General features: G+C 72.4%; 14 protein-coding genes. 5 read left to right on the top strand and 9 right to left on the bottom strand.

The annotated features are described in order from the left end of the window. Positions 1-145: 145 nt before the first annotated feature. Entirely contained in the window at positions 146-1,072 is a 927-nt protein-coding gene (locus E1295_RS19820) for a zinc-binding dehydrogenase (RefSeq protein WP_132631813.1), read from the bottom strand. Between the two features lie 220 nt (positions 1,073-1,292). Here E1295_RS19820 and E1295_RS19810 point away from each other — a divergent pair, with 220 nt between their 5' ends. Together E1295_RS19810 and E1295_RS19805 are read left to right on the top strand one after the other, a co-directional pair. Further along, positions 1,293-2,081: a hypothetical protein gene (locus E1295_RS19810; protein ID WP_132631812.1), complete on the top strand. Its 789-nt coding sequence runs from the start codon at positions 1,293-1,295 to the stop codon at positions 2,079-2,081. Next, positions 2,078-2,821 carry an MBL fold metallo-hydrolase gene (locus tag E1295_RS19805; protein WP_132631811.1) on the top strand — a complete coding sequence of 248 codons (744 nt, stop codon included), beginning with the start codon at positions 2,078-2,080 and terminating at the stop codon, positions 2,819-2,821. Before E1295_RS19810 ends, E1295_RS19805 begins: the two co-directional genes overlap by 4 nt. Here E1295_RS19805 and E1295_RS19800 read toward each other — a convergent pair. The 4 genes from E1295_RS19800 to E1295_RS19785 all read right to left on the bottom strand — a co-directional run bounded on the left by E1295_RS19800 (position 2,802) and on the right by E1295_RS19785 (position 5,699). After that, entirely contained in the window at positions 2,802-3,251 is a 450-nt protein-coding gene (locus E1295_RS19800; RefSeq protein ID WP_132631810.1) for an NUDIX domain-containing protein, read from the bottom strand. The genes E1295_RS19805 and E1295_RS19800 overlap by 20 nt on opposite strands. Continuing rightward, the gene (locus E1295_RS19795; protein WP_132631809.1) at positions 3,229-3,978 is read right to left on the bottom strand and encodes a DUF1722 domain-containing protein; all 750 of its coding nucleotides are present in this window, start codon (positions 3,976-3,978) and stop codon (positions 3,229-3,231) included. The genes E1295_RS19800 and E1295_RS19795 overlap by 23 nt, the downstream gene beginning before the upstream one ends. A gap of 81 nt (positions 3,979-4,059) precedes the next feature. Beyond that, complete coding sequence (locus E1295_RS19790) at positions 4,060-4,746, bottom strand: DUF47 domain-containing protein (RefSeq protein WP_246080147.1); 687 nt, start codon at positions 4,744-4,746, stop codon at positions 4,060-4,062. Further along, positions 4,743-5,699 carry an inorganic phosphate transporter gene (locus E1295_RS19785; protein WP_246080146.1) on the bottom strand — a complete coding sequence of 319 codons (957 nt, stop codon included), beginning with the start codon at positions 5,697-5,699 and terminating at the stop codon, positions 4,743-4,745. Before E1295_RS19785 ends, E1295_RS19790 begins: the two co-directional genes overlap by 4 nt. A 343-nt stretch (positions 5,700-6,042) precedes the next feature. Between E1295_RS19785 and purU the strand changes: the two genes are divergently transcribed. After that, a complete protein-coding gene (purU, locus tag E1295_RS19780; RefSeq protein ID WP_132631808.1) occupies positions 6,043-6,906 on the top strand; it encodes a formyltetrahydrofolate deformylase in 864 nt (287 codons plus the stop codon). 6 nt (positions 6,907-6,912) lie between these two features. Here the strand turns inward: purU and E1295_RS19775 are convergent, their stop codons facing one another. From E1295_RS19775 to E1295_RS19760, 4 genes are read right to left on the bottom strand one after another with little or no spacing between them, the layout of a single operon-like run. After that, entirely contained in the window at positions 6,913-7,557 is a 645-nt protein-coding gene (locus E1295_RS19775; protein WP_132631807.1) for a DUF6461 domain-containing protein, read from the bottom strand. Between the two features lie 48 nt (positions 7,558-7,605). Beyond that, positions 7,606-7,956 (bottom strand): VOC family protein, encoded by a 351-nt coding sequence (locus E1295_RS19770; RefSeq protein WP_132631806.1) that lies wholly within the window; start codon positions 7,954-7,956, stop codon positions 7,606-7,608. Further along, a complete protein-coding gene (locus E1295_RS19765; RefSeq protein WP_132631805.1) occupies positions 7,953-8,753 on the bottom strand; it encodes a helix-turn-helix domain-containing protein in 801 nt (266 codons plus the stop codon). Before E1295_RS19765 ends, E1295_RS19770 begins: the two co-directional genes overlap by 4 nt. Before the next feature lie 10 nt (positions 8,754-8,763). Next, positions 8,764-10,821 (bottom strand): prolyl oligopeptidase family serine peptidase, encoded by a 2,058-nt coding sequence (locus E1295_RS19760; protein WP_132631804.1) that lies wholly within the window; start codon positions 10,819-10,821, stop codon positions 8,764-8,766. Positions 10,822-11,102: 281 nt separating this feature from the next. Here E1295_RS19760 and E1295_RS19755 point away from each other — a divergent pair, with 281 nt between their 5' ends. Next, the gene (locus E1295_RS19755) at positions 11,103-11,609 is read left to right on the top strand and encodes an HNH endonuclease (protein WP_132631815.1); all 507 of its coding nucleotides are present in this window, start codon (positions 11,103-11,105) and stop codon (positions 11,607-11,609) included. A gap of 44 nt (positions 11,610-11,653) precedes the next feature. Continuing rightward, positions 11,654-12,448: a GNAT family N-acetyltransferase gene (locus tag E1295_RS19750; protein ID WP_132631803.1), complete on the top strand. Its 795-nt coding sequence runs from the start codon at positions 11,654-11,656 to the stop codon at positions 12,446-12,448. The last annotated feature ends 36 nt before the right edge of the window (positions 12,449-12,484 follow it).

Genomic DNA, 12,484 nt, shown 5'->3' with positions numbered 1-12,484 from the left:
GGAGAAGGGGGTGGCACGGGAGTGGCGGGTGGCCGCGGTGCTGGCGGTGGTCGCGCTCGTGCCCGTGGCGCTGGTCGTGGCCGTGGTGCGGTACGGCGCCTGACAGCGGCCGGCCCGCCCGCGCCACCGCGTCGCTCCGGAACCGTCAGGGGCGGAGGAGGGTCTTGCCGGTGACGGTGCGCGCTTCGATGGCGGCGTGCGCCTCGGCGGCCGACTCCAGAGGGAACGTCGCGCCGATCGTGGGCCGCAGGCGGCCGGCCGCGGCCAGGTCGAGTGCCTGCCGGGACAGCTCGCGCAGGTCCGTCGCGGGCCAGGCGACCGCGGTGACGCGCGGGTCGGGCGTCGTCATCGGGCCGCCCGCCATGCCGTACACGCTGAGCCTGCCGCCGTCCTTGAGCAGCCCCTGCGCGGCCGCCCCGATCTCGCCGCCGACGCCGTCGAAGACCACGTCCAGCCCGCCGGTGGCCGTGCGGACCGGCCGCGTCCAGCCGGGGTCGGTGTAGTCGACGGTCAGCTCGGCGCCCAGGCCCGCGGCGAGGTCGCGCTTGGCGGCGCTGCTCGCGGCGCCGACGACGCGGGCCCCCGCGTCGCGGGCGAGCTGCACGAGCAGGCTGCCCACGCCGCCGCCCGCGGCCTCCACCAGCACCCATTCGCCGGGCCTGGGCGCGGCGGCGGTCGCCAGGCCGACGGCGGTGCGCCCGTCGGCGAGCAGCGCCACCGCCGTCTCGGGCGACAGGTTCTCCGGCAGGGGGATGAGGTCGCCGGCGCCGGCCACCGCCAGCTCGGCGTACCCCCCGTAGCCGCCCAGCGTGCTCACGACCCGCGTGCCGGCCAGCGCGGGGTCGACGCCCTCTCCGGTGGCGAGCACGGTGCCCGCCACGCCGTTGCCCAGGATCGCGGGCAGTGCGGCGGGCCGCGGCCCGCGACCGGCGCGTACCTGTGTCTCCACGAACGTGATGCCGGCCGCCATGACCTCGATCAGCACCTGGCCGGGCCCGGCGACCGGGTCGGGCACCTTCTCGAGGACCAGTGCCTCCGGCCCGCCGCTCTGCCGCACCACTACCGCGCGCATGCCACAACCTTCCTTTGTCGGAGCGATCCGCTCCGTCCACTATAACGGAGCGATCCGCTCCGCAATTTTCCGGACCCCACGAACAGACGCGGTCGGCAGGCCGAGGCGGCACTCGACGGCCTGCGCGCGCCCGGCGCCACCACGCTGCCCGGCGAACCGCCGAGCGTCGAGTGGTACGAAGGGCGATGGGGCAGCGCACCGTAGGTCTACGGTGGGGTGCGTGTCGTTCAACGAGCTGCTCCGCGACCTCGATGTCAGCGCCAGCGTCCAGGCCGCGGGCATCAGGCGCGGCTACGGCGGGCCGCCCGCGCGCCAGGTGAGCGTCAGGTCAGGTCTGACGCGCCTGCGCTGCGCCTCCCTGCTCAAGCCCCTGTACGCGTGGGTGAGCGCGGACCACGTCGCCGACGCCGAGCGGTGGCGCCGCCACGCCGAGCCCGCCGTCGTCATCTCGTCGAACGCCGACACGCTCCACCTGTGGCTGGCCATCGGCCCCGGCGTCATCCTCGAGGACATCCGCCGGCGCACGGGCGTGGCCTGGTCACCGCCGAACGGCGACCCGTCCAGGTTCGGCTCGGTCGAGGTGGCCGCCGACGAGGTCGCGACCGCGTACGCGGTGCTCGCCCAGGCCGGTGCAGCGGGCGACCCTGCCGCGGCGACCGTCATGGAGTGGATGCGGCAGGTCGAGGGGCCGCAGACGTTCGGCGCACGCGAGGCGGCGCGCTCGCCGGAGGCGGCGGTCAAGTGCGGCTGGTACGGCGCCCCCGACGAGACGTGCCTGCGTACCCACGCCGTGACCGTTCTGCCGAGGGGCGGCACGCGCACCACCGTGGCCGTGGCGATGACCGCGCTGCCCCACACCGGCACGCGGGAGCGTGCGCTCTACCAGGAGCAGGTGAACCAGGGGGTGTCCGTGGAGGCCGCGCACGAGAAGGTGGCGGGCACGGTGCTGCGCGGGCTGCTGGCTGCGACGCTGGCCGAGCTGGGCCATACGTCGGCGGGCGCGGCATGAGGCTCACCGTTCTGGGCGGGTGCGGCGCCTGGCCGGCGGCCGGTCAGGCGTGCAGCGGCTACGTCGTCGAGGAGGAGGGCTTCACCGTCTACGTCGACCCCGGCTACGCCACGCTGCCCCGGCTGCTCGAGCGGTGGCCGGCCGGTGACGTCGACGCGGTGATCGTCACTCACGGCCATCCCGACCACTGCGCCGACCTCAACCCGCTGCTGCGCGCCCGCGCGCTCGCCGGCCGGCCCGTTCCTCCGCTGCCCGTCCACGCCCCGCCCGGCGCACTCGACGCCGTGCTGGCGCTGGACAACCGGCGCATGCTGGCCGGCAGCTTCGTGGCGCACGAACTGGCGCCGGGCGTGCCGCGGCGGCTCGGGCCCTTCCGCCTCGACCCGTTCGACCTGCCGCACCACGTGCCCAACGCGGGGCTGCGGCTGAGCGCCGGTGACCGGGTGATCGCCTACACCGGCGACACGGGCCCGTCCGGCTCGCTGGTGGCGCTGGCGAAGGACGCGGACCTGCTGGTGGCGGAGGCGACCTATCCGGAAGGGGTGCCGGATGAGGATGCGCCTTACCTGTCCAGCGCCCTCGACGCGGGCCGCACCGCGGCGTCGGCCGGCGCGGCCCGGCTGCTGCTCACTCACCTGTGGCCGGACACCCCGCCCCAGCCCGCGCTGGAGGCCGCCGCCACGACCTATGACGGCCCGCTCGCCGTCGCCGCCGCGGGCGTCACCGTGGAACTGCCGTGAGCGCCGCCACGACCTCGGCCAGCCGCGGAGGCTCGACCCCCACGGGCAGCTCCTCGACCCAGGCGTAGCCGCGGAAGACGTGGCGCTCCTCCTCCGTGAGCGCCTTGGGCGCCACCTCGGGACGGGCCTCGTCGAAGACCGCCAGGAAGAACGGCTCCGTCTTGACGTAGCGTACGCCGAGCCACGAGAAGTCCCGTCCGACCTCGACGCAGCTGCCGCTCACGGCCGAGCCCGGCAGGCCGGTCTCCTCGGTCAGCTCACGCCTGGCCGCCTCCAGCGCCGTCTCGCCGGGATCGATGCCGCCGCCCGGCGGCTCCCAGACGTCCGTCCGGCCGACCGGGTCGTACCAGTGCATGAGCAGCACCCGGCCGTCTCGGTCGAGGCAGACCACGCGCGCCGCGGGGCGGTCACTGATGTCCTCGGTGTTCATCCGGCACGAGACTATCCAAGGCGTCCCGCAGCCCGTCGGGGTAGGGCACGAAGTACGTCTGGTCGCGCACGTACCCGGTGGCCTGCCGGTGCAGCAACGCGGCGGGAAGGCGCAGCGGCGCCCTGCCCGCCTGGTAGGCGTCGATGGCGGCCAGCGCCTCGTCCCGCCGGGCGGGGTCGAGGCCGAGCATGCCGAGACAGTGCTGCAGCACGTTGACGTTCTTGCCGACGGTGGCGGGGGTGGCCAGGGCCCGCCGGAAGACCTCGGCGTACTCGGCGGCCACCGCGGCGGGCGGGCGCACACCGGCCTGCGCCACCACGCGCCCGGCCAAGCGGTATCGCGCGGGATCGTGGGCGAGCACCTGCATCTTGTGCCGGGTGTGGAACCCGATCAGGTCGCGCGCCCGCCCGCTGCCGGCCAGCGCCGCGCGCAGCCTGGCGTGCGCGAAGACACGCTCCGCGAAGTGCGCCAGCGCCCGCGCGTCCTTCCCGGCCACGATCAGCGGTAGCGCCGCGTCGCCCGCGTCGCCCGCGTCACCGCCGTCGCCGCCGTCACCACCGTCGCCAACCGCGTCACCCGCGCCGCCCATGGCGCCGACGGCGACGCGGCCGTCCACGTCGGTCTCCTCCGCCCCCACCCACTCGACGTACGGCCCGAGCACGCCGGTCAGCACGCGGTCGTCCGCCGGAGGACGGTCGACCGCCACGCGAGGACGTTCGACGGCCATGTTCACAGTGGAGCCCGGCGGCGCAGGGGCGGGCAACCAACCGCGGGAAGATCAGTGCCGGGCTTCGTCAAGGGCGGCGCCTCACCGCTTCATCGCGCCGTCCGCGATCGCGTCGGCCGCGTCGCCGATGGACACGCCCACGATCTCCAGCCGGCGCACCAGCTCCCGCTGTTTCATCGCGTCCGCGGTCAGCTCTCCCGAGAAGATCCGCGAGATCTCGTACTGGTACATGCGCCGGATGGCCCCGCCCGCCTTCTTCGCCTCCAGCGCGTCCTGCACCACGACAGAGGGCCGGGAGGCGAGGTCGCGCACGGCGTTCTCCAGGGCGTCGATGCCGACGATGACCTGGTCGAGCAGCGGGGTGAAACGGATCTGGTCGGGCACCCGGTAGAGATGCGACTCGCGGACGAAGTCCCGCAGCGAGTCGAGCACGTCGTCGATCGACCGTGACAACCTGAACAGGTCCTCCCGGTCGATGGGGGTGACCAGGGCCGTCTTGAGCTCGTCGACGAGCCGGGCGCGTTCCTCGTCGCCGAGGTGCTCGATCGCGCGCATCTGCTCGTGCGCGCCCGTCCTGCCCACCTCTCCGCCGATCATGGCCATGGCCAGCCAGGCACCCTCCTTGGTGGCCTCCAGCTGGCCGAGCAGCGCCTCCGTCAGCGCGCTGTCCATCCGGCCGGTCATGAGATCGCGGATCCGCCGCAGCCGTCTCACCGTCCGGCCGCCTTCCATGCGCAACCGCGCTCCACCGTTCGCCCTTTCGTTCATGACAGTTCCACGCTCGCGATCCCCTTCACCATCGACGCCAGCACCCAGCCGAGCAGCCCGCTCGCCGGCAGGGTCAGCAACCAGGCAACAACGATCTTGACGGCGGCGTACCAGCGGACCCGTCCGCCGCCCTGGGCGACGCCCGCGCCGATGAGCCCGCCGGCGATGGATTGGGTCATGCTCACCGGCATGCCGACGGCCGCGGAGGCGACCACCGCCGTGCCCGCGGCCAACTCGGCCACGACTCCGTGCGGGGGGCGGGAGGCGATGATCTCGCGGCCGAGCGTACGGCCCGCCCTGGGCAGGCCGTACAGGGTGCCGAGACCGAACAGGAGCGCCACCAGCGACGTGTACGCCAGGGGCGCGTCCGAGAAGCCCAGCGCGATCATGAACACGGCCAGCATCTTCTGCCCGTCGTTGGCCGCGTACGCGAGGGTCTGCAGCAGGAACCCCGCCCAGTGCCAGCGCGGCAGCCCGCGAGCCGTGGTCACCGAGACCAGGACCCGGATGAGCACCCAGGCCAGCAGCCCTCCGGCGAACGGCGCCGCCAGCCCGAACGCCAGCACCAGCCCCACCGATCCGGCCGAGACCGGCAGCCCCCAGCCCAGCCCCGCGCCCGTGAGACCGCCCACGACGGCGAGTGTGAGGCTGGTCGGCCGGCCCTTCGCGCTGAGCACCGTCACCACGGCCAGCGACGAGACCACCGCGCACGTCATCGCGAGCCGCCCGCCCGGCTCGTCGAAGGTGGCCAGCCGGGTCACGAACGTCAGCGCCACCTGGTGCGTGACCAGCGGGACCAACGCCACCATCAGCACCAGCACGAGCACGCCGGTCGCCGGGCGGACCGTGGGCAGTTTGAGCCCCGTCGCCAGAACGGCTCCGCCGTCGTTGACCCCGGAGACGACGGCGAACAGACCCGCGACCACGATCAGCACGACGGCGTCCAACGGCAAGCGCTCCATTCCGGCCCGCCCTGCCAGGGCGGGGCCCGCTCGATCCACTCACGGCACTCATGGCGGAAAGACGACTGCCCCGTGACCCCCGCATACAGTCTTTCCTCGATGAACACGAACTACCCGTGTTCGTGTGGAAGATGGATGAAGCTCCAGGTATCAGAGTGTTCGCCTGGCCGAAGCCCGTGGGGTCAACCCCTGCTCAACCGCTGGTGACCGGACACTTCGCCGCTCCGGCCGTACATTCCGCGGCAGGTACTCTCGGACCTGGCCGCCCCGGTTGTACGCTGCCCACACCGACCGCAAGGCGCCCGCAGACCCCACGCCCCGCGAGAGTGAAGGCATGACCGATCCCGCCCAGTACGCCGAGTACATTGTCACGTTGTCGTGTCCCGACCGGCCCGGTGTGGTGGCCGCCGTCTCCGGCCTGCTGGCCGCGCGCGGATGCACCATCATCGAGAGCCAGCAGTTCGGCGACAGGGCCGCGCACCGGTTCTTCATGCGCGTGCAGTTCGCCGGGCCGCTGGGTGAGGACGAGATCACCGGCGCCTTCGCCGCGCTCGCGCCCGACTTCGCCATGGAGTTCAGGCTGCGCGACGTGGCCAGGAGGCCGCGGGTGCTGATCATGGTCAGCAGGTTCGACCACTGCCTGAACGACCTGCTCTACCGGGTGCGGGCCAAGTCGCTCGACATCGAGATCGTCGCGGTGGCCTCCAACCATCCCGACCTGCGCCCCCTGACGCAGGCGCACGGCATCGACTATCACCACCTGCCGATCACCCCAGAGACGAAGGCCAGGCAGGAGGCCGAGGTGCTGGCGCTGGTCGAGCATTATCAGGTCGACCTGGTGGTGCTGGCCCGCTATATGCAGGTGCTGTCGGAGGAGCTCTGCGAGAAGCTCGCGGGCCGCGCCATCAACATCCACCACTCGTTCCTGCCGTCGTTCAAGGGAGCCAGGCCCTATCACCAGGCTCATGACCGCGGGGTCAAGCTGATCGGGGCCACGGCCCACTACGTGACCTCCGACCTGGACGAAGGGCCGATCATCGAGCAGGAGGTGGCCAGGGTCAACCACAGCCACTCGCCCGAGGACCTCGCGGCCATCGGGCGTGACGTGGAGTGTGTGGCGCTGGCCAGGGCGGTCACGTGGCATGCCGAGCAGCGCGTGCTGCTCGACGGGCACAAGACCGTCGTCTTCCCCCGCTGAGCGCTCCTAGAACGTGCCGATGGCGCCGACGAGCAGCGGGCCCGCCAGCAGGCCGGCGGTGAACTCCACCCCGGTGATGCGGGCCGCCAGCAGGAACGCCCGGGCCAGGCCGTTGGCCGACAGGTCCTGCCACTGGGCCTCCCAGCCGTCGGCGGCCTCCTCAGGGGTCAGCCCCACCTCGCGCATCAGCGCGTCGAGCCGGTCGCTGCCGTGCCGCTCGCTCGGCATGATCGGCCTGAAGGAGGTGACGACGTCGCCGTCGACGGCGTAGGCGAAGTCGTCCTCGGCGTAGTCGTGCCGCGAGACGACCACCACCTCGCAGCCCTTCGACAACGGCGTCAGCGCCTCGGTCAACGCCGCCGTCCAGCCCCACAGTTCGATCGCCACGCACCACTCGCCCGCCGGGACCACGCCCACGTAGCCGCCGCCGTCACCGCCGTCGGTCTCCTCGACGAACGCGAGCACCTGCTCGCTGAGCTCGTCGAAGCTCATCTCCCTGCCGGCAGGCCCATCGTGGCCGAAGCGGCGCAGCACCTCTGCGGGGCCGAGGCCCCGGAAGAAGGACACGCAGTAGATGTCGCCCAGAGGGTTGGCCGGGTCGCCGTCGGCGGCCTGGAGCCAGCGGTAGGGGGCGAGCGGATCGTTGGTCATGTCCCGGATCGTGACAGGCGCCACCGACAGAACCCGTCAGCGTCGGCGTCAGGGCCGGTAGGTGCCGAAGTACCAGGTGTTGCCCTGCGGGTCCGTGCAGGCGTATTCGCGCGACCCGTACGGCTGGTCCACCAGGTCCATGGTGACCGTGGCCCCCGCGGCCTTCGCGCGGTCGTGGTGGGCGTCGACGTCGTCGGTCGCGATGTAGATGCCCGGCCCGCCCGGCCTGCCCCGGCCGAGCATGACGATGTCGTCCCCGACGAGCAGCTCGACGTGGTCGACGGCGCCCTCGTCGTTCGTGGACACCTCGCGCACCCCGAACCCGAACGCGGCGATCAGGAAGTCGAGCGCGGCCTGGCAGTCGTGGTATCTGGCCTGTGCGTAGACGGTTCTGCTCATACGTCCCAGGCTGCCCGCTGCGCGGACCCTGGTCTTGGACGAATCTGACCGGGCGTCGTGCCGCCCAGCACCCGGAACTCCCTGTTCATGTGGGCCTGGTCGTAGAAGCCGCACTCCGCCGCCACCTGGGCGATGGAACGGCCCGATCGCAGCAGCCGCGCCGCCCTGCCGAACCTGATCACCCGCGCGGCCGCCTTGGGCGTGAGCCCGATCTGGTCGTGGAAGCGGGCGACGAGATGGCGATGGCTCCAGCCGAGCGAGTCGGCCAGCGACGACACGCTCAGGCCGCCGCCCGACTCCAGCAGCCTGGCCCAGGCCCACGGCAGCTCGGGACCCAGCTCAGGGCCGGACAGGATGCGCTCGCACAGCAGCCGGTCGGCCAGCGCCAGCCGGTCACGCCAGGACGGCGTCTCGGCCAGCCTGCTCACCACGGTGTCACCCCACGCCCCGAACAGGTCGCCGACCGGCACCACCCGGTTGGTCAGCTGCCGCATCGGCAACCCGTAGAGGCGGCGCGCCCCGAACGGCGTGAAGAACACCTGTACGCCCTCCGCAGGACCCGTCGTGCGCGTGACGGTGAAGCGGTCGCCGAGGCCGCCCGTGAACGCCGAGACCCGCTGCCCCTGGACCTCCATCGGCGTGCCGAAGCCGAGGATCAGCACGGCCGCCGGCATCGCCACCTCGGACCTGGTCACCGGCTCGGCGTAGCGCTCGCTGTAGGCGCACAGGTGCGTCACGTAGGGGCGCAGCAACGCGCTGGGGGCGGCCTCGACCATGGCAAGCCCCAGCGCGCTCATGGTGGCGAGGCTACAGGCCGGTGTGCCGTGCCAGGAAGGTCAGCGTGTCGGCCGACAGGTCGACCGTCCTGCTCACGGAACGGGCGCCGTGGCCCACCTCCGTCTCGTTGCGCAGCAGCACGGGACGCTCGCTCGTCGTCGAGTGCTGCAGCGCCGCGCACATCTTCCACGCGTGCATCGGGTGCACGCGCGTGTCGGACTGGAAGACGGTGAAGAGCGTCGCGGGATAGGCGACCCCCTCCTTGACGTGGTGGTAGGGCGAGTAGGCCCGCAGCCAGCCGAACTGCTCCGGGTCGTCGGCCGAGCCGTATTCGACGCTCCAGGTGGCGCCGAGCCCGAACTTCTCGTACCTGATCATGTCGAGCAGCGGCGCGGAGCAGACGACGGCGGAGTAGAGCTCGGGACGCTGCGTCAGCGCGGCGCCCACGAGCAGGCCGCCGTTGGAGCCGCCGGAGATGCCGAGCCGCTCCTTGGTGGTGACGCCGGTGGCGATGAGGTGCTCGGCGGCCGCGTGGAAGTCGTCGAACACGTTCTGCTTGCCGGCCAGCATGCCCGCGCGGTGCCACTCCTCGCCCTCCTCGCCGCCGCCGCGCAGGTTGGCGATGGCGTAGACGCCGCCCGCCTCCACCCAGGCCAGGATCGAGGCGGAGTAGCCGGGCGTCATGGACAGGCCGAAGCCGCCGTAGCCGTAGAGGATCGTGGGGCGCGGCCCGGAGGCCTCGCCGGCCGGAGAGATGATCAGCATGCGGACGTCGGTGCCGTCGTGGGACTGGTAGACGACCTGCTCGGTGCGCACCTCCGGCACCTCGACCGCGCCGGGGGAGGCGGCCCAGAGCGAGGTCTCGCCCGTGCGGGCGTCGTACCGCTGGATGCTGGGCGGCGTGGTGTTGTCGGTGTAGCCGAACCACGCCTCGTGGCCGCCCTCCGGACGCTCGGCGATGCCGCCGATGGTGCCGAGACCCGGCGTGGGCACCTCGCCGACGCGCGCGCCGCTCTCGAGGTCGTGCACGGTGATCTCGCTGATGGCATGGCGGGTCCAGCCCACCAGCATGACCGGGCGCTCCAGGTCGTCGAGGATCGCGAAGTCGCTCAGCACCGCCTCGGGGTCCTCGGGGACAAGGTCGCGCCAGGTCTCGAACGCCGGCGCGGCCGGGTCGGTCACGCACACCCTGCCCCGAGGCGCGTCACGGTCGGTGTGGACGTAGAGGCGGCCGTCGCGGCCGAACACCAGCGCCGACTGCGCGTCCACACCTTCCTGCACCACCCGCAGCTCAGGCCGGTCGACGGGGGACTCCGTCAGGTCGGCCAGCCAGATGTCGTTGCGCGGCGCGGTGCCCTCGTGCGCCGACACCTGAAGCCAGCGCCCGTCACGCGAGACCGAGACGCCGTAGTAGTTGGTCATCTTCAGGCCCTGCCCGAAGATCATCACGTCGTCCTCGGTCGAGGTGCCGACCCGGTGCAGGTAGACGCGGCGGTGGAACTGCGTCTCGTTCTCCGGCACCTCGCTGCTCGGCAGCCGGCGTACGTAGTAGAACGCCTCGCCGCCGGGCAGCCAGGCGACGGGGGAGTAGCGGCAGCGGTCGATCGGCCCCTCGATGCGCCGCCCCGTCGCGACGTCCAGGACGTAGAGGACCGACTCCTCGTTGCCGCCCACCGAGATCTGGTAGGCGAGCAGGCGGCCCTCTTTGTCGGGCTGCGCCGCGTCGAGCGTGGTGAGGCCGGAGGGGTCGATGGCGATGGGGTCGATCAGCGCCCGCTCGGTGCCGTCGGGCTCGACGACGTAGTAGACGGCGTGCTCCTGGTCGGGGGTGCGGCGCGAGAAGAAGTGGCGCCCGCCGCGCCACGCGGGCACGCCCACCGAGCCCGACCTGAGCAACTCAGCGATGCGGCTCTTGAACCGCTGCGGACCCCGCTCCCGGCTGAACAGCTCGGCCTGCGCGAGCAGCCACCCCTTGGTTTCGGGACCATCGGGGTCCTCAAGCCACCGATAGGGGTCGGGCACGGGTGTTCCGTGCAGGTTGTCAGTGGTTTCTCCGCGTCGTGCGGTCGGGTACGGCTCTCGCGTCATGCCAGGAACCCTATGCCAACGGGGATGCGTAAAGCGCTGGTCGAGCGGGCATAAAACGTATCGTGCGTCCCTTCAGTCAGTCCGCTGAGCGGTTTTGGGGTGGCGGGGACCACGGTGCAAACGCCAGACTTGGTGACAGGACGGTGCCGTGGTGACCATCCGCTGGGCCGTCCGGCGGAGGTCCACGTGACGGAAGCACGAGTGCCCCAGGAGGGGCCGACAGCCGGGACATGCCGCGGCATGTCCCCTTTGATACGCGCGCGGCGGGGAGAGGCCCCATGATGCGCCAAGTCCTGCTGCTCAACGCCACCTACGAGCCACTCACCACCCTCTCGCTGCACCGGGCCATCGTGCTGGTGCTGCGGGAGAAGGCCGACGTCGTGCACCGCGACGGCAGGGGCGCCGTGCTGCGCTCGGCCAGCCGTACGCTCGACGTGCCCTCGGTGATCCGGCTCCGCAGATATGTTCGCATTCCGTACCGGTCGCGCATCCCTCTGACCAGGGCCGCCCTCATGCGGCGCGACGACTACCGCTGCGCCTACTGCGGGCAGCGGGCCGAGACCATCGACCACGTCGTCCCGCGGTCCAGGGGAGGCACGCACACCTGGGAGAACTGCGTCGCCTCGTGCACGACCTGCAACCACAGGAAGGCCGACAAATACCTGGAGGAGCTGGGGTGGACGCTTCGCGTCAGCCCGGCGGTGCCACGGGGCGCCCACTGGAGGCTCATCGGCGCGTCGCTCGTCGGAGACCCCCAGTGGGCGCCCTACCTCCAGGCCGCGGCCTGAGAATTTTTTGATGAGGGGTTCCCTGCCTGACAGCATGAGCAGGCATGTGGACCTTCACCTCAGAGGTTGAGGAGTACGCCGCGGTCGCCGGGCCCTTCCTGCTCGGCGACCCGGTGCGCAACACCGTCCCGCTGACCGTCCTCGCCAACCTGCGCGCGGGCATGCCCGCCAAGGACCCGCTCTTCGGCTGGTGGACGGCGGACGGCGAGGTTCGCGGCGCGGTCTTCCGCACCCCGCCGCATCCCGTCGGCCTCTTCGCGACGCCCGTCGAGGCCGTCGCACCGCTGATCGAGGCGCTCGATCGCGACCTGCCCGCGCTCGCGGGCCCCGTCGAGGTGACCTCCGAGGCCATGCGGCTGCTCGGCACGCCCCGCAGGGTGGTGCCGGAGCGGCTCTACCACCTCGGCACGCTCACCGTCCCCGACGTGCCGGGCCGGGGCAGGATCGCCGTCCCCGGCGACTTCCCGCTGCTGGTGAGCTGGTACCACGCGTTCCACGACGAGGTGGAGCTGTCCGAGGGAGACCTGGCCGAGCGGGTGGCGCAGCGGCTGGCCCGCCGGGAGCTGTTCGTGTGGGAGGTGGGCGAGACACCCGTCTCGCTGGCCGGGCTCTCACCGGCGGCCGGCGGGGTCTGCCGCGTCGGCCCCGTCTACACGCCGCCCTCGTGCCGCAGGCGCGGCTACGGCTCCGCCGTGACGGCGTTCACCAGCCTGACGGGCCTGTCCGAGCGGTGCGACCACGTCGTGCTCTTCACCGATCTGGGCAACCCCACGAGCAACTCCATCTACCAGGCCATCGGCTACGAGCCGGTGTCCGACTACGCCCACCTCACCTACTGACGCCGAAAGCCCGTCCACGTGAACCTGGGTAAACTC

This window comes from Nonomuraea mesophila (genome assembly GCF_004352805.1).
Classification (GTDB): domain Bacteria; phylum Actinomycetota; class Actinomycetes; order Streptosporangiales; family Streptosporangiaceae; genus Nonomuraea; species Nonomuraea longispora.
The sequence above is the reverse complement of the archived record's forward strand: the minus strand, read 5'-3'. Positions and strand labels throughout refer to the sequence as shown.